Source organism: Streptomyces sp. A1136 (assembly GCF_004795055.1).
Taxonomy (GTDB): domain Bacteria; phylum Actinomycetota; class Actinomycetes; order Streptomycetales; family Streptomycetaceae; genus Streptomyces.
Genome location: NZ_SSBJ01000016.1, coordinates 82,533 through 99,457 on the forward strand (window position 1 = coordinate 82,533; position 16,925 = coordinate 99,457).

General features: G+C 70.6%; 21 protein-coding genes, 1 tRNA gene and 1 riboswitch. Of the genes, 9 read left to right on the forward strand and 13 right to left on the reverse strand.

Features of this window, described 5'->3' with window-relative positions; translation table 11 throughout:
• Window positions 1–31: 31 nt before the first annotated feature.
• Window positions 32–568 carry an acetyl-CoA sensor PanZ family protein gene (locus E6R62_RS17570; RefSeq protein ID WP_206308755.1) on the reverse strand — a complete coding sequence of 179 codons (537 nt, stop codon included), beginning with the start codon at window positions 566–568 and terminating at the stop codon, window positions 32–34.
• Window positions 569–737: 169 nt separating this feature from the next.
• Here E6R62_RS17570 and E6R62_RS39570 point away from each other — a divergent pair, with 169 nt between their 5' ends.
• Entirely contained in the window at window positions 738–914 is a 177-nt protein-coding gene (locus E6R62_RS39570) for a hypothetical protein (RefSeq protein WP_168714090.1), read from the forward strand.
• A 50-nt stretch (window positions 915–964) separates the two neighbouring features.
• Window positions 965–1,267 carry a hypothetical protein gene (locus E6R62_RS17575; RefSeq protein WP_136214389.1) on the forward strand — a complete coding sequence of 101 codons (303 nt, stop codon included), beginning with the start codon at window positions 965–967 and terminating at the stop codon, window positions 1,265–1,267.
• A gap of 142 nt (window positions 1,268–1,409) precedes the next feature.
• Here E6R62_RS17575 and E6R62_RS17580 read toward each other — a convergent pair whose 3' ends face one another.
• From E6R62_RS17580 to E6R62_RS17600, 5 genes are all read right to left on the reverse strand, one after another.
• Window positions 1,410–2,714: a DUF445 domain-containing protein gene (locus tag E6R62_RS17580; protein ID WP_136214462.1), complete on the reverse strand. Its 1,305-nt coding sequence runs from the start codon at window positions 2,712–2,714 to the stop codon at window positions 1,410–1,412.
• A gap of 152 nt (window positions 2,715–2,866) precedes the next feature.
• Window positions 2,867–3,673: a DUF1707 domain-containing protein gene (locus E6R62_RS17585; protein ID WP_136214390.1), complete on the reverse strand. Its 807-nt coding sequence runs from the start codon at window positions 3,671–3,673 to the stop codon at window positions 2,867–2,869.
• Window positions 3,674–3,779: 106 nt separating this feature from the next.
• The gene (locus E6R62_RS17590) at window positions 3,780–4,760 is read right to left on the reverse strand and encodes an ATP-binding cassette domain-containing protein (RefSeq protein WP_136214391.1); all 981 of its coding nucleotides are present in this window, start codon (window positions 4,758–4,760) and stop codon (window positions 3,780–3,782) included.
• 9 nt (window positions 4,761–4,769) lie between these two features.
• Window positions 4,770–5,534: an ABC transporter permease gene (locus E6R62_RS17595; RefSeq protein ID WP_136214463.1), complete on the reverse strand. Its 765-nt coding sequence runs from the start codon at window positions 5,532–5,534 to the stop codon at window positions 4,770–4,772.
• Between the two features lie 103 nt (window positions 5,535–5,637).
• Window positions 5,638–6,537, reverse strand: coding sequence for an ABC-2 family transporter protein (locus E6R62_RS17600; protein WP_136214392.1), 900 nt, complete (start codon window positions 6,535–6,537; stop codon window positions 5,638–5,640).
• Between the two features lie 236 nt (window positions 6,538–6,773).
• On the opposite strand from E6R62_RS17600, the gene E6R62_RS17605 reads away from it, so the two are divergent.
• On the forward strand, window positions 6,774–9,275 hold the full coding sequence (locus E6R62_RS17605) for a transglycosylase domain-containing protein (RefSeq protein ID WP_136214393.1): 2,502 nt from the start codon (window positions 6,774–6,776) through the stop codon (window positions 9,273–9,275).
• Between the two features lie 10 nt (window positions 9,276–9,285).
• Here the strand turns inward: E6R62_RS17605 and E6R62_RS17610 are convergent, their stop codons facing one another.
• The 3 genes from E6R62_RS17610 to E6R62_RS17620 all read right to left on the reverse strand — a co-directional run bounded on the left by E6R62_RS17610 (window position 9,286) and on the right by E6R62_RS17620 (window position 10,476).
• Window positions 9,286–9,606, reverse strand: a complete 321-nt coding sequence (locus E6R62_RS17610) for a multidrug efflux SMR transporter (protein WP_136214394.1) — start codon at window positions 9,604–9,606, stop codon at window positions 9,286–9,288.
• A gap of 30 nt (window positions 9,607–9,636) precedes the next feature.
• A riboswitch (guanidine-III (ykkC-III) riboswitch) is annotated at window positions 9,637–9,714 on the reverse strand.
• Between the two features lie 44 nt (window positions 9,715–9,758).
• Window positions 9,759–10,103: a co-chaperone GroES gene (locus E6R62_RS17615; RefSeq protein WP_136214395.1), complete on the reverse strand. Its 345-nt coding sequence runs from the start codon at window positions 10,101–10,103 to the stop codon at window positions 9,759–9,761.
• A 52-nt stretch (window positions 10,104–10,155) separates the two neighbouring features.
• On the reverse strand, window positions 10,156–10,476 hold the full coding sequence (locus E6R62_RS17620; protein WP_240801728.1) for a DUF3618 domain-containing protein: 321 nt from the start codon (window positions 10,474–10,476) through the stop codon (window positions 10,156–10,158).
• A 140-nt stretch (window positions 10,477–10,616) separates the two neighbouring features.
• On the opposite strand from E6R62_RS17620, the gene bcp reads away from it, so the two are divergent.
• From bcp to E6R62_RS17640, 5 genes are all read left to right on the forward strand, one after another.
• Window positions 10,617–11,084 (forward strand): thioredoxin-dependent thiol peroxidase, encoded by a 468-nt coding sequence (bcp, locus tag E6R62_RS17625; protein ID WP_136214397.1) that lies wholly within the window; start codon window positions 10,617–10,619, stop codon window positions 11,082–11,084.
• Window positions 11,085–11,230: 146 nt separating this feature from the next.
• Window positions 11,231–11,857 carry an HNH endonuclease gene (locus E6R62_RS17630; RefSeq protein WP_136214398.1) on the forward strand — a complete coding sequence of 209 codons (627 nt, stop codon included), beginning with the start codon at window positions 11,231–11,233 and terminating at the stop codon, window positions 11,855–11,857.
• Window positions 11,854–12,453 carry a hypothetical protein gene (locus tag E6R62_RS40905; RefSeq protein ID WP_240801738.1) on the forward strand — a complete coding sequence of 200 codons (600 nt, stop codon included), beginning with the start codon at window positions 11,854–11,856 and terminating at the stop codon, window positions 12,451–12,453. Before E6R62_RS17630 ends, E6R62_RS40905 begins: the two co-directional genes overlap by 4 nt.
• Window positions 12,395–12,709 carry an HNH endonuclease signature motif containing protein gene (locus E6R62_RS40910; RefSeq protein ID WP_240801729.1) on the forward strand — a complete coding sequence of 105 codons (315 nt, stop codon included), beginning with the start codon at window positions 12,395–12,397 and terminating at the stop codon, window positions 12,707–12,709. The genes E6R62_RS40905 and E6R62_RS40910 overlap by 59 nt, the downstream gene beginning before the upstream one ends.
• A 13-nt stretch (window positions 12,710–12,722) precedes the next feature.
• Window positions 12,723–12,797: transfer RNA gene (locus E6R62_RS17640), tRNA-Leu, on the forward strand.
• A gap of 68 nt (window positions 12,798–12,865) precedes the next feature.
• Here the strand turns inward: E6R62_RS17640 and rdgB are convergent.
• The 4 genes from rdgB to E6R62_RS17660 all read right to left on the reverse strand — a co-directional run bounded on the left by rdgB (window position 12,866) and on the right by E6R62_RS17660 (window position 15,205).
• Window positions 12,866–13,468, reverse strand: coding sequence for an RdgB/HAM1 family non-canonical purine NTP pyrophosphatase (gene rdgB / locus E6R62_RS17645; protein ID WP_136214399.1), 603 nt, complete (start codon window positions 13,466–13,468; stop codon window positions 12,866–12,868).
• Between the two features lie 87 nt (window positions 13,469–13,555).
• Window positions 13,556–13,948, reverse strand: coding sequence for a hypothetical protein (locus tag E6R62_RS17650; protein WP_136214400.1), 393 nt, complete (start codon window positions 13,946–13,948; stop codon window positions 13,556–13,558).
• A gap of 164 nt (window positions 13,949–14,112) precedes the next feature.
• Entirely contained in the window at window positions 14,113–14,850 is a 738-nt protein-coding gene (gene rph, locus E6R62_RS17655) for a ribonuclease PH (RefSeq protein ID WP_136214401.1), read from the reverse strand.
• A 121-nt stretch (window positions 14,851–14,971) separates the two neighbouring features.
• Window positions 14,972–15,205, reverse strand: coding sequence for a glucose PTS transporter subunit EIIB (locus tag E6R62_RS17660; protein ID WP_136214402.1), 234 nt, complete (start codon window positions 15,203–15,205; stop codon window positions 14,972–14,974).
• A gap of 254 nt (window positions 15,206–15,459) precedes the next feature.
• Here E6R62_RS17660 and E6R62_RS17665 point away from each other — a divergent pair, with 254 nt between their 5' ends.
• Window positions 15,460–16,761 carry a PTS transporter subunit EIIC gene (locus tag E6R62_RS17665; RefSeq protein ID WP_136214403.1) on the forward strand — a complete coding sequence of 434 codons (1,302 nt, stop codon included), beginning with the start codon at window positions 15,460–15,462 and terminating at the stop codon, window positions 16,759–16,761.
• The last annotated feature ends 164 nt before the right edge of the window (window positions 16,762–16,925 follow it).

The following is a 16,925-nucleotide window of genomic DNA, read 5'->3' on the forward strand; positions in this document are numbered from 1 at the left end:
ATGCCCGGCCTCGGGACGGGGTACCCCCGGGTCAGCGGCTCGGGTGGTCCGGGGCCAGGAACACGATCACGCCCGTCTCGGTGCCCGGCAGGGCGGCGACCTCGTGCCAGCCCAGACGGCGGTAGGTCGCCACCGTGTCCCGGGCCAGCCGGGAGGTCAGCAGCCAGGCGCGCCGGTCGGGGGCGTCGGCCGTGATCTCGGTGAGGAGGTCGCGGCCGGTGCCGCGGCCCCGCGCGTAGGGGCGCACGGCCAGTTCGTCTATCTCCAGCGCGCCGATGAGGAGTTCCTTCACCCGGTCGGGGCCGAGCTGCGCCGCGACCTGGCCGTAGGCGCGGTTCTTCGGGAAGGCGGCCGGCGTGAGCCAGCCGGTGGCGAACCCGTCGATGCCGGCCGGGGACTGGGCGAGGGCGGTACGGAAACCACGGCGCCGGGAGTCGGCGGGGAGGCGGGCCGCGAACTGGCGAATGGTTTCTTCGTCTTCGTTCCACGGCGGGGCGGAGAAGACGTCGGCGTAGGCGTCGACCAGTTCGTCCACGAGGTCGAGGACGGCCTGTCCGTAGCAGATCACGATGTCCGGGCTCCTGGACGCGTTGGCGGAAATTTTCCTGTTTGTCTTGGGAGAGTGAATTTATGCGGTCCGGGTTCCCCGTGCGGCGTATCAGGCGGATCCGGCGAGTGTGCGACAAATCCTCTCAGCCCGCTCCGTGTCGCGGGCCCGGCGGTCGCGTTGAGCAGCCGTGGACAGACTGTTTCGGGCGGCCAGGCGGGTCGCCGTCGCCTTCCTCCTCGTCCTCGGGGTCGTGGCGCTGCTGCCCGCCCCCGTACGGGACGCGGTACCGCAAGGCCTGATCGGCGCGGCGGTACTGGTGCTGGGCGGGTTGGGTGCCCGTCGGGGTGTCAGGGGGCCGCGTTAGCCTCGTAAGCCGGACCGATACGGCGCACGCAGGGAGTGGACGGAGTGGACATGGAGCGGGTACCGACCTCGATGGTGGCGGCGGCCGGACTGGTGGGCGGGTACGCGGTGGCCCGCTGGACCAAGAAGCGCCCGCTGGGCGGGGTCGTACTGGGCGCCGCCGGGATCGCGGCGGGGCGGGAGTGGCACCGGCGCGTCGGCGCCCCGGCCGCCGCCGGACTCGGCGCGCTGTACCTGGCCGGTTTCGCGGGGGCGCACCCGCTGGCCAAGAAGGTCGGCGCGTGGCCGGCCGTCTTCGGCGCGGCGGGCGTCGTTGCGGGTGCGGCCTGGGTCGTGGCCGACCGGAACGGGTAGTGCGACGGGGCGGGCGCCGGTTCCGGGTGTCGGAGCCGGTGGCCTGCGGGGCGGGTGGGTCGGGTGCGGCCGGCGGGGCAGGCGAGTGCGGTGCCGCTGCCGTGCCGCGCCTACGCGCGGCGGCCCCGGCCCCCGCCGGGCCTCACGCGCCCAGCGCCTTCGAGACCGCGTAGATCATCAGGCCCGCCAAGGCGCCCACCACCGTGCCGTTGATACGGATGAACTGGAGGTCGCGACCGATGTGGGCCTCGATCTTGCGGGAGGTGTGCTCGGCGTCCCAGCCCGCCACCGTGTCGGTGATCAGCGAGGTGATCTCCGTCCGGTAGGTGGTGACGACGTACACCAGCGCCCCTTCGATCCAGCCCTCCACCTTGTCCTGGAGGCGCCCGTCGGTCGCCAGCCGCGCCCCCAGGGACATCAGCGAGCCCCGGACGCGCAGCCGCAGCTCGCTCTGTTCGTCCTCGGCCGCCGCGATGATCATCGACCGGACCGCCGCCCACGTCGAGGCGATGACGTCCTGCACCTCGCCCCTGGCCAGGATCTCGGACTTCAGCCGCTCCACCCGCTCGCGGGTCCGCGTGTCCGACTGCAGGTCGGCGGCGAAGTCGGTGAGGAACCGGTCCACCGCGCCCCGCGCCGGATGCTCCGGCATGTCCCGCATCTCGGTGACGAAACGCAGCAACTCCTTGTACACGCGCTCGCCCACCTTGCGGTCCACGAAGCGCGGGGTCCAACCGGGGGCGCCGCCCTGGACCGCGTCCATGACAGAGTCCCCGTGCGTGACGAGCCAGTCGTGGGCCTTGGCGCAGACGAGGTCGACCGCGCGGCGGTGACCGCCGTCGGCGACGACCTTCTGCAAGGTCTTGCCGAGCCCGGGCGCGATCTCGGCCCCCTCGGCCCGTCTCGTGATCGCCTCGCCCACCACGGCTTGCACGTCGGAGTCCCGCAGCACCGTCAGGGCGCCGCGCAGGGCGGTCGCCATCTCCGCCGTGACCCGCTCGGCGTGCGCGGGGTCCGCCAGCCAGGAGCCCAGCCGGCCGCCGATGCCCAAGGCGTGCAGCCGGGCCTTGACGACCTCCGGGGAGAGGAAGTTCTCGCCGACGAACTCACCCAGCGACACGCCGAGCTGGTCCTTCTTCGTCGGGATGATCGCGGTGTGCGGGATGGGCAGCCCCAGGGGCCGCCGGAACAGGGCCGTGACCGCGAACCAGTCCGCGAGCGCGCCGACCATGCCCGCCTCGGCGGCGGCGGCGACGTAGCCGGCCCAGCCGCCGGCGCCGGTGTGCTCCGCCCACGTGGCGAGTACGTAGACCAGCGCCACCACTGTCAGCAGGCCGGTCGCCGTCGCCTTCATCCGGCGGACGCCGTGTCGCCGTTCCTCGTCCGCCGCGCTGAACACGAAGGCGCCCCGCGCGACACCGGGCCCGGCAGCGGTACCGCTGTCCATGCCGGCGCCGGTCCCCGTCTTCGGGTCCCTGCGATGGTCCACGTCTTCCACGTACTCCTGCCTTCCCCCGGTGGCCGGTTTTGTGTGCATAGCATCCGACTCCCGAACGGTCCGAGGAGTTCCCGGCGCGCCGGCGGGGCTCCGCGAGCCCCTTACAGCTCCTTCCGGAGCGAGGGCCCGTCGACGGACTTGGACCCCTTGAGCCCCTTGGGCGCCTTCGGTTCCTTGACCCGGATGTCGACCCCGCCCATCAGGGCCAGACCCGTCACCACCACGCGCGGTGCGCCCGGCTCCGGCGCGTGCCGGCTCTCGCGCTGGTCGAACGCCCCCATGAACCCGATGCCCCGCACATCGACCTCCACGCCCGGCGGCACGGTGATCTCGATGCCGCCCATCACGGCCACACAGTTGATCACCACCTCGGACTGGGCGAAATTCGCCTCGCGCAGGTCGAGCTCACCGCCCCCCATGAACGCGAACGCGTCGAACCGCGCCGGTACGGTCCAGCGGCCCTTGCGCTGGAACCCGGACATGACGGCGATCCCCGTCGACCAGGTGGCCTCGCCCCCGATGCGGTCCGCCCACGCGGCACCGGAGCCCGCCCGCTCCACCGGGGGTCCGGACGGCGCCGACGCCAACGGCGCGGCCGCCCCCACCGCCGGCAGGTCGCGGGTCAACGGCTCAAGCTCCGCGTACGTCCGTGAGGTGTAGGCGGCCTCCAGCCGCTCCTCGAACTCGTCCATGTCGAGCCGACCCTCGGCCACGGCGTCCCGCAGACGCTCCACCACTCGCTCCCGGTCGGCGTCGGAGGCCCGCAGCTGCGGCAGCGGAACCTCGGACCCAGACTTCTCGAACACGGGCTTCTCGAACACCGGCTTCTCCGGGGACGACTTTTCCGGGGACGACTTCTCCGGCAACGACCCCTCCGTCAACGGCTTCTCCGGCCGCTCGTCATTCATGCGACCAGACTATGTATCAAGCCCGCCCGGCGGTACGGATCGTCCCCGGACCGGACCCCGGGGCCGACCCTGATTTCTCCCTTACGTCCGCGCCGGACGGGCCCCGCTACCCCCGCCCCGCGTACATGCGCGCGATGACCTCCTCGATGTCCGGCTCCCGCACAGAGAGGTCCAGCAGCGGGTACCCCGCCGCCACGGCCGCCACCAGCGGCGCCGCCGACGCCTGCGCCGGGAACGCCAGCCACTGCCGCGCCCCCTCCACCCGGACCACCCGCGCCCCCGGTACCTCCAGCGGCGGCAGCTCCCGCTCCAGGTCCACCACCAGCGTCCGCTCGCTCTCCCCCGCCGCCCCGGAGGCGTGCAGCCCGCCCAGCGGCCCGTCGTACATCAGCCGCCCGTGGTCGATCACCATCACCCGCTCACACAGTTGTTCGATGTCCTGGAGATCGTGCGTCGTCAGCAGTACCGTCGTCCCGCGTTCCTCGTTCAGCTGCCGCAGGAAGCCCCGTACCTTCGCCTTGCTCACCACGTCGAGCCCGATCGTCGGCTCGTCCAGGTACAGCACGTCCGGGTCGTGCAGCAGCGCCGCCGCGATGTCCCCGCGCATCCGCTGCCCCAGCGACAGCTGCCGCACGGGTACGTCGAGCAGCTCCGCCAGATCCAGCCGGTCCACGCAGCGCTCCAGGTTCGCCCGGTACCGCGCCTCCGGAATCCGGTACATCCGCCGCATCAGCACGTAGGAGTCCTTGAGCGGCAGGTCCCACCACAGCGTGGTCCGCTGCCCGAACACCACCCCCATCCGGTGCGCCAGCCGCATCCGCTCCCGGGCCGGGTCGATGCCCGCCACGCGCAACCGGCCGCCGCTCGGTGTGAGAATCCCGGTCAGCATCTTGATCGTGGTGGACTTCCCCGCCCCGTTGGGCCCGATGTAGCCGACCATCTCCCCCCGGCCGACGGTGAAACTGATCCCGTCCACGGCCCTGACCTGCCGTTTCTCCCGCCGCATCAGACCCACCCGGCGCCGGACGGCGAAGACCTTCTCGACCCCGTCCAGCTCGATCAGTACGTCTCCCACTGCCTCTCCCATGCCCTGCCCTCAGCTCCCCGTGCTCCGGTACGAACGAAGTCCCGCGCGCCACGCGAGCGCGGCGGGGACGCACACCGCGAAGGCCACGAGCGGGCTCAGGTACGCGACCCAGCCGGGCAGCCCCAGCGGATCGGGCCGCCCCAACACGTACAGCGCGGGCAACCAGTTGACGAATGCCAGCGGGACGACGAAGGTCACCCCGCGCAGCAGTTCCTTCGCGAACACCGTGGGCGGGTACTCCAACATCGTGCAGCCGCCGTAGGTGAAGGAGTTGACCACCTCCGCCGCGTCGCCGGCCGCGAACTGGAACGCCGCCCCGGCCACCATCACCGCCCCGAAGATCACCGCTCCCGCCGTCACCATCACCGGCACCAGCAGCGCCTTCCCGACCGTCCAGTCCACGTCGAGCACCACCACGGCCCACACCAGCACCCCGAGCCCCTGCCCGATCCGCCCGCACCGGCGCAGCGCGAACCGGTCCGCCGCGACCTGGGCGAGCACCGGGACCGGGCGCACCAGCATGGTGTCGAGCGAGCCGTCGCGGATGCGCGTGCCGATCCGGTCGGTGTTGCCGAGCAGCAGGTTGGCCAGGCCCAGCGAGGTCGAGCAGGACCCGTACAGCAGCCCGATCTCGGGGAGGGAGAACCCGCCCAGGGCGTCCACGTGCGTGAACATGATGTAGATCGCCGCGAAGTCGAGGACCGTGATCGCAGCGTTCCCGAAGGCCGACAGGAGGAAGGACGTCCGGTACGTCATGGTGGAGCGGACCCACATCGCGACGATCAGCCGGTAGCCGCGCAACCCCTCCAGCAGGCGCCGGCGTCCGGGCTCCCGCTCCCACACCACGGCCGGGGGCCGCTCGCGCCCCAGCGTCGCCTCAGCCACCCTGGACCACCACCTTCCGCGTCGCGGCCGACTGCAACAAGCGGCCGGCGCCCAGCAGCGCCAGCGCCCACCCTGCCTGGAACGCCAGGGCCCGCACCGCGCCGCCCGCCCCCGCGCCCTTGCCCAACAGGACGTCCACCGGCACCTGGAGCATCGCCGCCCAAGGCAACACGCGGATCACGTCCCCGAAGCCGCCGGGGAAGACGGACAACGGCAGCAGCATCCCGGAGCAGAAGATCGACACCAGGCCGGCCACCATGTTGATCCCCGCGCCGTCCATCAGCCAGAACGCCGCCAGGCCCAGCAGGAAGCGCACCGCGAAACTCACCACCAGGGCAAGCAGTACGGCGGGCAGGAACAGCAACCAGCGCACCGGGTCGGCGGGCAACGCCACCGGGAAGGCGAGCGCGCCGACCAGGACCGGCACCAGCCCGCGCCCCAGCAGTTGGAAGCCCGCCCGGCCCAGGTCGGCGGCGAGCCACCACGACTGGAGGTCTGCCGGGCGGTACAGGTCGACGGCGACGTCTCCGGTACGGATGCGTTCCTGGAGCTCTTCCTGGAACCCGCCGCCCAGCAGCGCGGCGGCGGCGAGCAGCGACTGGCTGACCCAGATGAAGGCCAGGGCCTGCCCCTGGTCGTAGCCGCCGAGGTGGGGCCGCTCGTCCCACAACGCGATGAAGGTGTAGGCGAGCACGAAGCCGAACACCGTGTTGGTGAACACGCCGGCCGCCGTCGCCGTCCCGTAGGTGGCGTAGCGCCGGAAGCCGCCGGACGCGACGGCCGCGTAGAGCCGTACGCGGTGGACCGCCTCCGCGGCCGCCTCCCGCGGGCCGCCCGCGCCCGCCTCCCAGGGCGTCTTCCGCGGGTCACCCCCGCCCGCCTCCGCGCCCATGTCCCTGTCGGTGTCGGACCCCCCGCTTTCGCCCGGCGCTTCCGGGCCCGCTCGTCGGCGCACCGTATCCCTCCCCTTCCCAGGTCGTTCCTACGTCGGCCAAAGCGCGCGAGCTTAGTGCGGAGGGGCGAGCCACGCGACGGATTTACCCCCGCCCGAAGCGCGCACATCCGCCATCAGGTAGACACCATTGGTGCAGATACGGATATGTCGTACACCGTCGAGGAGCCCCGGAGATGAACGACCAGTCACCACCCCCGGGCTGGACCCCTCGCGACCCCGACACCCCCGGCCCCGACCCGCGGTCACAACCGCCGGGGCGGGAACCGCCGCAGGCGCGGGCACCCGCCCAGGCACAGGCAGGAGACCGGGCACAGGCAGGAGACCGGGCACAGGCAGGGCACCAGACGCGGGAACAACCCGGGCGCGACCGGAAGCGGACCGGGTGGCGCCGGGCCGTGCCCGGCTGGCGCACGCTCCTCGGCTGCGTCCTGCTCATCGCCCTCCTGATCGGCGGCGCCCTGATCGCCGGCTACCTCCTGGTCGACATCCCGCCCGCCAACGCCACCGCCACCGCGCAGTCCAACCTCTACCTCTACGCCGACGGCACCCAACTCGCCCGAGACGGCGAGGTCAACCGCGTCAACGTCACGCTCTCCCAAATCCCCCGAACGGTGCAGGAGACGGTCCTCGCGGCAGAAGACCGGGACTTCTACTCCGAACGGGCGGTGGACCCGAAGGCGATGCTGCGCGCCGCGTGGAACACGCTCGCCGGCAAGGGCACCCAGTCGGGCTCGACCATCACCCAGCAGTACGTCAAGAACTACTACCTGGGCCAGGAACAGACGGTCGAACGCAAGGCCAAGGAGTTCTTCATCTCGATCAAGCTCGGCCGGGAGAAGTCGAAGGACTACATCCTGGAGGGGTACCTGAACACCAGCTACTTCGGCCGCAACGCCTACGGCATCCAGGCCGCCGCCCAGGCCTACTACGGCAAGGACGTCGGCGCGCTCACCACCACCGAGGGCGCCTACCTGGCCACCCTCCTCAACTCCCCCAGCACCTTCGACGTCGTGGCACACCCCCAGAGCCGCGACCGCGCGCTCGCCCGCTGGAACTACGTCCTCGACGGCATGGTCAAGAAGAACTGGATGACCGCCGCCGACCGCGCGGCCGCCCGCTTCCCCGAACCCGGCAAGATCCGCCCCGCCGCCGGCCTCTCCGGACAGCGCGGCTACCTCGTCGAAGCCGTCAAGGAGTACATCGTCGAGCGCAAGATCGTCGACGACAAGACCCTCTCCGAAGGCGGCTACCGCATCACCACCACCATCGACAAACGCCGCCAGAACGCCCTCGTCGCCGCCACCGACAAACAACTGATCGGCAAACTCGACCCGCAGACCCACAAGGCCGACCGCGTCGTCCGGGCCGGCGGCGCGTCCATCGACCCCACCACCGGCAAGGTCGTCGCGATGTACGGCGGCCTCGACTACACCAAGCAATACGTCAACAACGCCACCCGGCACGACTACCAAGTGGCCTCGACCTTCAAACCGTTCGTCTTCGCGTCCGCCGTCGACAACGACTCCCGCACCCAGGACGGCCGCCTCATCACGCCGAACACCCTCTACAACGGCGACAACAAACGCCGCGTCGTCGGAACCCGCGTCCCCTACGCACCGGAGAACGAGGGACAGCAGTCCTACGGGGACATCACCGTCAACACCGCCACCGACCTCTCCGTCAACGCCGTCTTCGCCCAGATGGTCGTCGACGTCGGCACCGACAAGGTCAAACGGACCGCCGTCGCACTCGGCATCCCCGAGGACACCCCCAACTTCGACCCCGGCCCGGCCATGGCACTCGGCACCCTCCAGGCGAGCGTGCTGGACATGACCCAGGCCTACGCGACCCTCGCCGACCACGGCCGCTACACCCCCTACACCCTCGTCGACAGCGTCACCAAGGGCGACGAGAGCCTCCCCCTGCCCGACCGATCCCCACACCAGGCCGTCAGCCGCGCGGCCGCCGACACCACCACCTCCATGCTGGTCAGCGTCGTCGACAACGGCACCGGCACCGCCGCCCTGGCAGCCGGCCGCCCGGCCGCCGGCAAGACCGGCACCGCGGAACTCGACCGCTCCGCCTGGTTCGCCGCCTACACCCCGGACCTGGTGACGGTGATCTCCGTGATGGGGCAGGACCCCGACACCGGCACCCTGGAATCCCTGTACGGCGCCCTCGGCGAGGACCGCCTCGGCGGCGGCGGATACCCGGCCCGCGTCTGGGCCCAGTACACGAAGACGGCACTGGCGGGCAGCGACCCCCTCGACTTCGACCTGGAACTCCAACCGGGCGCCGCCCCCTCCCCACCGCCCTTCACCCCGAGCACCCCCGAGCAACCCCCCGGCACCACCCCGCTACCGCCCGTCCCGCCCCACCGACCCGGCCGCCCACAGCGCCCCACCCCACCGACCGGCGGCCGGAACCAGGGCGGACAGACCGACGGCGGCCAGAGCACGGCAGGGCAGGACACGGGGGGCCAGAACACGGGCGGGCGGACGGCCGACGACCAGAGCGACGCGGGCACCGACAGCGGAACCACCACCGGGACCACCACGGGAGGCGGCACCACGACCACCGGAACCACCACGGGCGGAGCCGGGCTCACCACCGGCGGCGTCCTGGGCGGCGCCGACGGCAGCCGCCCCCGCCCGCCGTCGCGCTACCTCGAATGACCGCGACCGGTCAGTGACCGGAGGTGGCCTTCAACCCCACCACCGCGACCAACAACAGACAGATGAAGAAGATCCGGGCGGCGGTCACCGGCTCCCCCAACACCGCCATACCGAGCACCGCCGCACCCGCCGCGCCGATACCCACCCACACGCCGTACGCCGTACCGATCGGCAACGTCTTGGCCGCGTACGACAGCAACACCATGCTGACCACGACGCCGGCGCCCGTGAAGACACTCGGCCAGAGCCGGGTGAAACCCTCCGTGAACTTCATACCGATCGACCAGCCGACCTCAAGCAGACCGGCGACGAGAAGCAGAACCCAGGCCATGACAGGCACCTCCGGGACGAGAGCGGAAACGGTGCGTCGTCTTTGCGTCCAACCACCCGGTACGGCGCGTCTCGTCGGGGTTCCCCATCACCGTAGCAAAAGGCATACGAAAGGGCCGGTGACCTCGGTCACCGGCCCGATCCAGCTACGAATCAGAGGTACAGCCCGGTCGAATCCTTCGACCCCTCCAGCCGCTCCGCGGCCACGGCGTGCAGGTCCCGCTCGCGCATCAGCACGTAGGTGGACCCGCCCACCTCGACCTCGGCCCGGTCCTCCGGGTCGTACAGCACCCGGTCCCCCGGCTCGACGCTACGCACGTTCTGGCCGACCGCGACCACCTCGGCCCAGGCCAGCCGCTTGCCGACGGCGGCCGTCGCCGGAATCAGGATGCCGCCGCCCGAGCGGCGCTCGCCCTCCGGCACGTCGGAACGTACGAGCACGCGGTCGTGCAACATGCGGATGGGCAGCTTGTCGTGGGTGGTGGTGTTCTCGCTCACGATCCGAACCTACCCGCCGCCGCCCGGCCGGCACCCCGCAGGGTCACCCACCTCATCCGCGCTTGCGGCGCGCCGTCAGCACGAGCAGCCCGGCAAGCCCAGCCGCGACCAGCGCGACCGGCACGATCCGCTCGACGCGCAGCGACCCGTCCTCATGGCGGAACCCGCTCTTCACATCGGTCACCAGCCGGTTCACAGCCACGACGGCACGCCCGGCGGTGTGGTCGACCTTCGCGGCGACCTTGGCCTTCGCGTCCCCGACGATCGTAGTCGGGTGCATGCGCACACCGATCTCGTCGAGCGTCTCGGCGAGCTGCTCACGGCGGCGGACGATGTCCGCCTCGATCTGTGCGGGGGTCCTGGCTTCCGGCACCGCGCTGCCTCCGTCGTCGTCATGGTCGGTCGTGATCGGTCCTGGTCGGTCGTGGTCGGCCCGTGGGACGCGGACCACCATGGACAGTCTGTCAGCTTAGTCTCGGACCGTACCGATCCCCTCCCGAGGAGACTGCTGACATGAGCGAGCGACTTGAGCCGGGCGACATCGCCCCCGCCTTCACCCTGCCCGACGCGGACGGCAACGAGGTCTCGCTCGCCGCCCACAAGGGCCGCAAGGTGATCGTGTACTTCTACCCGGCCGCCCTGACGCCGGGCTGCACCAAGCAGGCGTGCGACTTCACGGACAACCTGGCGGTATTGGCCCAGGCGGGTTACGACGTCATCGGCGTGTCGCCGGACAAGCCGGAGAAGCTCGCGAAGTTCCGCGAGCAGGAGCACTTGAAGGTGACGCTGGTCGGGGACCCGTCCAAGGAGGTCCTGACGGCGTACGGCGCGTTCGGCGAGAAGAAGCTGTACGGCAAGACGGTCACCGGGGTCATCCGCTCGACGGTGATCGTGGACGAGGAGGGCAAGGTCGAACGCGCCCTCTACAACGTGAAGGCGACCGGCCACGTGGCCAAGATCATCAAGGACCTCGGTATCTGATCCCCCGCCCTCCCCTCCCGCGGCGGCCCGCCCCACCCGGCGCGGGCCGCTCCGCTTATCGCACGAAACCCCCCGTAACCGCCCGCCTCACGCCCCCGTTACTCCGTACGAGAGCCGCACACGCGGCCGGAAGGCGGAGGGATTCGATGGCGGTGCGGTACACCCGGGAACTGCTGGAACAGGCAGCCCGGGCGACAACGAACTTCGACGATGCGGTGACATGGTGCGGAGGCATCCCTACACCGGGCTCGCGGCGTTACCTACGGACGAAGATGCACGAGGCGGGCGTCGACTTCTCCCATTTCCCGACGCAGTGGGTGCGCCATACGGAGCAACGCCTACGGGAGCTGGTCGCGGCCTCGACCTCCGTCAGGGAGGTGGTCTCCCGGCTCGGCATCAGCCAAGTGGGCGGCAACCAAACGCACATCAGTCGCCGAATAGCGGCGCTGGGCATCGACACGTCGCACTTCACCGCCGTACCGAGGCAGCGCGCCAAGGGGCCCTCACGGTCCGTCCTGGTGCTCCGGGCACCCGAAGCGGGCCCGGTCCCCGGAGAACGCCTCCGGAAGGCTCTCGTCGGTGCCGGTCGGCCCGAGGAATGCGCGGACTGCGGCGGGGGAACGTCGTGGAACGGCAAGCCTCTCCGTCACGAGGTCGATCACATCAACGGCAATTGGTGGGACAACCGGCCGGAGAACCTGCGTCTTCTCTGTCCCAATTGCCATGCCACGACGGACACCTACCGCGGTCGGAAGCGGAGGTGGGCCGCGTGAGTCGCCCGCGGTGTACCCGCGAACTGCTGACCGACACGACCCCTCAGGCCACCGGCCTCGTCGACCTGATGCGCCGGCTCGACATGCCGATGGACAGCGGTACCCGCGGTTACCTGCGCAAGCGCCTGGCTCACTACGGAATCGATGTATCACACTTCGTCGACGAGCCATTGCCCGAACGCACCCCGCAGTCGTACACGAGGGATCGGCTCGCGGAGGCCGCGGGCCGGTCCCACTCCCTCGCCGACATGCTCGCCGATATGGGAGTCGTGCCTTACGCCGGCGCTTTCGGGTACCTCCGAACGAAACTCGATCAGTACGGGATCGATACGTCGCACTTCACCGAGCGGCCAAGCGGCCGGGAGCGTCTCTTCCCGCGCGAGCAGATCACGCGGGCCGTCACCGAGTCCCTGAGCATGGCCGGGGTGATGCGGGCCGCTCGGGCACCACGAGTTGAGCGGAGCGGCCCGTACGAAGGCGAGACGCAGCATCGAGGAATACGGGATATCGACCGACCATTTCACCGGGCAGGGTCACATGGCCGGAAGGTCGTCGCCGACCCGCAAACGGGCCGAGGACATCCTCAGGCAACGTGAAGACGGTTCAGGCCGGGAGAAGACGGCCGTATTGCGTCGCGCCCTTGATGAAGTGGGCGTACCGCACCTGTGTGACGAGTGCGGAATCGGGGACACCTGGCGAGGCAGGCGCCTGGTGCTGGAGATCGACCACATCAGTGGAGACCGACTGGACAACCGGCGCGAGAACCTCCGGTACCTCTGCCCGTCCTGCCACAGCCAGACGGCGACCTTCGCGACCCGATCTGCCCACACGACACGGAGGAAGGCACAGTAGAGTAGCCGCAGATGGGCCCGTACCCCAGCTGGCCAGAGGGCGCCGGTTTAGGTCCGGTGTGTCGTGGGTTCGAGTCCCACCGGGCCCACCTCTACGAAGGCCCCGTATGCGCACACCGCGTACGGGGCCTTCTCGGTGGGCCCGGCCGTCAGGCCGTCAGGTCGTCAGGGCGCGGATGAACGGGACCAGGGCGCGGAAGGCCTGGCCCCGGTGGGAGATGGCGTTCTTCTCCGCCGGGGTGAGTTCCGCGCAGGTGCGGGTGTCGCCCTCCGGCTGGAGGATCGGGTCGTAGCCGAAGCCGCCCGTGCCCGAGGGGGCGTGGCGCAGGGTGCCGCGCAGGCGGCCCTCGACGACGCGTTCGGTGCCGTCCGGGAGGGCGAGGGCGGCGGCGCAGGCGAAGTGGGCGCCGCGGTGGGGGTCGTCGATGTCGGAGAGCTGGGCGAGCAGCAGGTCCAGGTTGGCCTTGTCGTCGCCGTGGGCGCCGGCCCAGCGGGCGGAGAAGATGCCGGGGGCGCCGTTCAGGACGTCGACGCACAGGCCGGAGTCGTCGGCGATGGCGGGCAGGCCGGTGGCGCGGGCCAGGGCGTGGGCCTTGAGGAGGGCGTTCTCGGCGAAGGTGACGCCGGTTTCCTTGACGTCCGGGATCTCGGGGTAGGCGTCCGCGCCGACCAGTTCGTGCGGCAGGCCGGCGTCGGACAGGATGGCGCGGAGTTCGGTGACTTTGCCCGCGTTGCGGGTGGCGAGGATCAGGCGGGTCATGGCGACCAGTATCGGGCAGTGTCCGCCCGGTCGTTCCCTCCGGTCGTTTCCCTCGGTCGTTCCCTCGGTCGTGCGCGCCGGTGGGCGTCAGCCCGGGGTGCAGACCTTGGAGATCTCCTTCGCGGCGTTGCCGACGGGGGTGATGTCCGGGGTGGGGTTGCCGTTGTCGATGGAGGCGCGGACGTTGGCGACGGCCGTCTTCATCGAGTCGATGGCCTTGCCGAGGTCGGCGTTGTCCGTCTGGTCGCCGATCTTCTTGAGGCTCGCGTCGATCTGGTTGAGGGCGTTCTGGGCGTCCTGGGGGCTGTTGCCGGCCTGGGAGACGGCCTGCTGGAGGTCGTTGGCCCCGTTGGTTATGGCGACGGCGGTGTTGGCGCAGTCCATCGCGGTGGAGAGCGTGTCGCAGGCCGAGAGCGCCGGGACGGCGAGGGCGGCCGCCAGGGTGAGGGCCGCGATGCGGTGGTTCCGGTAGGGCTTCATTCGGGGTCCCCCCAAGGGCTCGGGTGCGTGGGCTCGGGTGCGTGACTCGGGTGCCTTGGCTGGGCTGCCTGGGCTCGCGTACGCGGACGGGCGCACGGCTTTGACACCGTGCGCCCGTAACGGCGTAGACGCCGGGGCCGCCCCGGCGGTTGCCCGGCGGGGGCCTACTGGGGTGCGGCGAGGTCCAGCGCGCTCAGCTGGAGGGCCTGGAGGTCGACGCAGCCGCCGGCGGCGAGGTCGAGGAGGGCGTTGAGTTCCTTGCGGTCGAAGGGCTCGCCTTCGGCGGTGCCCTGGACCTCGACGAAGCGGCCGTCGCCGGTGCAAACGACGTTCATGTCGGTCTCGGCGCGGACGTCTTCCTCGTAGCAGAGGTCGAGGAGGGGTTCGCCGTCGACGATGCCGACGCTGACGGCGGCGACGGTCCCGGTGAGGGGCTTGCGGCCGGCCTTGATCAGCTTCTTCTGCTGTCCCCACGCCACGGCGTCGGCGAGGGCCACGTAGGCACCGGTGATGGCGGCGGTGCGGGTGCCGCCGTCGGCCTGGAGGACGTCGCAGTCCAAGACGATGGTGTTCTCGCCGAGGGCCTTGTAGTCGATGACGGCGCGCAGGGAGCGGCCGATGAGGCGGGAGATCTCGTGGGTGCGGCCGCCGATCTTGCCGCGGACGGATTCGCGGTCGCCGCGGGTGTTGGTGGAGCGGGGCAGCATCGAGTATTCGGAAGTGACCCAGCCTTCGCCGCTCCCCTTGCGCCAGCGGGGGACGCCTTCGCTGAAGGAGGCGGTGCAGAAGACCTTGGTGTCTCCGAAGGAGATGAGGACGGAGCCCTCGGCGTGCTTGCTCCATCCGCGTTCGATGGTGACCGGGCGGAGCTGATCGGGCGTGCGGCCGTCGATGCGAGACATGTCGTCGAGCCTAGTCGGTGTGTGGGTACGGAAAGACCCCGTCCGGGTGGTTCCGGTACGGGGTCCGTGGTCCTGCCGTGGTCCTGCCGTGGGGCGGGTGGGGTGAGCGGGTGGGCTCAGCTCACATCATGTCTTCGATGTCGGCGGCGATGGGGTCGGCGTCGGTGCCGATGACGACCTGGATCGCGGTGCCCATCTTCACGACGCCGTGGGCGCCGGCGGCCTTGAGGGCGGCCTCGTCGACCTTGGTGGGGTCGATGACTTCGGTGCGCAGGCGGGTGATGCAGCCTTCGACTTCTTCGATGTTCTCGATACCGCCGAGCCCGGCGACGATCTTCTCAGCCTTGGTGGCCATGTGTGTCTCCCTGCGTATGACGAAGAACGAGTCTCGGCGGCCGGATGCCCGGTCTACCCACCCGGAGGTCCGCTTTGTCACGTTAGCTCACGGTTGGCCCATCTATGCGAGCGCGTGCCTGGCACCTGCCGAATGATAACGATCAGCATCCACCCGCCTTGCGGGCCGGTGCACGTGACCCTGCGACAAGTGGTCTACACCAGTGTGCCGTATGTGACGCACCTGCCAAAACGGGCCGGTCAGGGAGGACGCCGATGAGCGTGAACAGCGCCGCAGCCGGGCCGCGACCCCAGTGGTGGAGCGGTTTGTTCCAGGGGCTGCAGAAGATGGGGCGCAGTCTCCAGTTGCCGATCGCCGTCCTGCCGGCGGCGGGCATCCTCACCCGGCTCGGCCAGCCCGACGTGTTCGGCGCCGACGGGCTGGACTGGACTGACGTCGCCAACGTCATGGCGGGCGCGGGTGGCGCGCTGCTGGATCCGGACCTGGGCCTCCCGCTGCTCTTCTGCGTGGGTGTCGCGATCGGGATGGCCAAGAAGGCGGACGGTTCGACGGCGCTGGCGGCGGTGGCGGGGTTCCTCGTCTACCGCGGGGTGCTGCACGCCTTCCACAAGCCCTGTCCGCCGGGGACGAAGGACATCGGGGGCGGCTGCCTTACGTCGACGGACACGTTCGCCGGGTACACCTACCAGAACCCGGGGGTGTTCGGCGGCATCGTGATGGGGTTGCTGGCGGCCTGGTTCTGGCAGCGCTTCCACCGGGTGAAGCTGGTGGACTGGCTCGGCTTCTTCAACGGCCGCAGGCTCGTCCCGATCGTCATGTCGTTCGTCGCGATCGGGTTCGCCGTGCTGTGCCTGTGGGTGTGGCCGCCGGTCGGTGACGCGTTGGAGAGCTTCTCGGACTGGTTGGTGGGGCTGGGGTCGTGGGGTGCGGGCATCTTCGGCGTCGCGAACCGCGCGCTGTTGGTGATCGGCCTGCACCAGTTCCTGAACGTGCCGGTGTGGTTCCAGTTCGGCAGCTTCACCAAGCCGGACGGGGTGGTCGTGCACGGTGACATCAACATGTTCCTGGCGGGCGACCCGCACGCCGGCCTGTTCCTCTCCGGCTTCTTCCCGATCATGATGTTCGCCCTGCCCGCGGCGGCGCTGGCGATCACGCACTGCGCGAAGCCGCGGCGGCGCAAGGAGGTGGGGGGCCTGATGCTTTCGGTGGCGCTGACCTCGTTCGTCACCGGGATCACGGAGCCCCTGGAGTACTCGTTCCTGTTCGTCGCGCCGGCCCTGTACGCGATCCACGCGGTGCTGACGGGGGTGTCGATGGCGGTGACGTGGGCGCTAGGGGTCCACGACGGGTTCAGCTTCTCGGCGGGCCTGATCGACTACGTCATCAACTGGGGTTTGGCGACCAAGCCGTGGCTGATCATCCCGATCGGCCTGGGTTTCGCGGTGGTCTATTACGCGATCTTCCGGTTCGCGATCACCAAGTTCGACCTCCCCACCCCTGGTCGGGAGTCGGACGAGGAGATCGAGGCGATGCAGGGGGAGACCACCAAGGCCTGAGGCACCCCGAGGCCGGCCGTTCCGCCCTCCGCTTCGGCGCGTGAAAGGCCCCCGGCTCCACGGAGTCGGGGGCTTCGCGCTGCCCGCGCGGAGCGTGGTTCCTACAACAAAAAATTGAAGGTTCCTTATCTAACCCTGACCGTGTTACAACTGGTCTACACCAC

Coding starts and splice junctions, on each gene's coding strand:
- E6R62_RS17575 (WP_136214389.1), top strand. CDS start 965: ATGGAGCGGGTACCGACCTCGATGGTGGCGGCGGCCGGACTGGTGGGC.
- E6R62_RS17580 (WP_136214462.1), bottom strand. CDS start 2,714: ATGGACAGCGGTACCGCTGCCGGGCCCGGTGTCGCGCGGGGCGCCTTC.
- E6R62_RS17585 (WP_136214390.1), bottom strand. CDS start 3,673: ATGAATGACGAGCGGCCGGAGAAGCCGTTGACGGAGGGGTCGTTGCCG.
- E6R62_RS17590 (WP_136214391.1), bottom strand. CDS start 4,760: ATGGGAGAGGCAGTGGGAGACGTACTGATCGAGCTGGACGGGGTCGAG.
- E6R62_RS17595 (WP_136214463.1), bottom strand. CDS start 5,534: ATGTGGGTCCGCTCCACCATGACGTACCGGACGTCCTTCCTCCTGTCG.
- E6R62_RS17600 (WP_136214392.1), bottom strand. CDS start 6,537: ATGGGCGCGGAGGCGGGCGGGGGTGACCCGCGGAAGACGCCCTGGGAG.
- E6R62_RS17605 (WP_136214393.1), top strand. CDS start 6,774: ATGAACGACCAGTCACCACCCCCGGGCTGGACCCCTCGCGACCCCGAC.
- E6R62_RS17610 (WP_136214394.1), bottom strand. CDS start 9,606: ATGGCCTGGGTTCTGCTTCTCGTCGCCGGTCTGCTTGAGGTCGGCTGG.
- bcp (WP_136214397.1), top strand. CDS start 10,617: ATGAGCGAGCGACTTGAGCCGGGCGACATCGCCCCCGCCTTCACCCTG.
- E6R62_RS17630 (WP_136214398.1), top strand. CDS start 11,231: ATGGCGGTGCGGTACACCCGGGAACTGCTGGAACAGGCAGCCCGGGCG.
- E6R62_RS40910 (WP_240801729.1), top strand. CDS start 12,395: ATGGCCGGAAGGTCGTCGCCGACCCGCAAACGGGCCGAGGACATCCTC.
- rdgB (WP_136214399.1), bottom strand. CDS start 13,468: ATGACCCGCCTGATCCTCGCCACCCGCAACGCGGGCAAAGTCACCGAA.
- E6R62_RS17650 (WP_136214400.1), bottom strand. CDS start 13,948: ATGAAGCCCTACCGGAACCACCGCATCGCGGCCCTCACCCTGGCGGCC.
- rph (WP_136214401.1), bottom strand. CDS start 14,850: ATGTCTCGCATCGACGGCCGCACGCCCGATCAGCTCCGCCCGGTCACC.
- E6R62_RS17660 (WP_136214402.1), bottom strand. CDS start 15,205: ATGGCCACCAAGGCTGAGAAGATCGTCGCCGGGCTCGGCGGTATCGAG.
- E6R62_RS17665 (WP_136214403.1), top strand. CDS start 15,460: ATGAGCGTGAACAGCGCCGCAGCCGGGCCGCGACCCCAGTGGTGGAGC.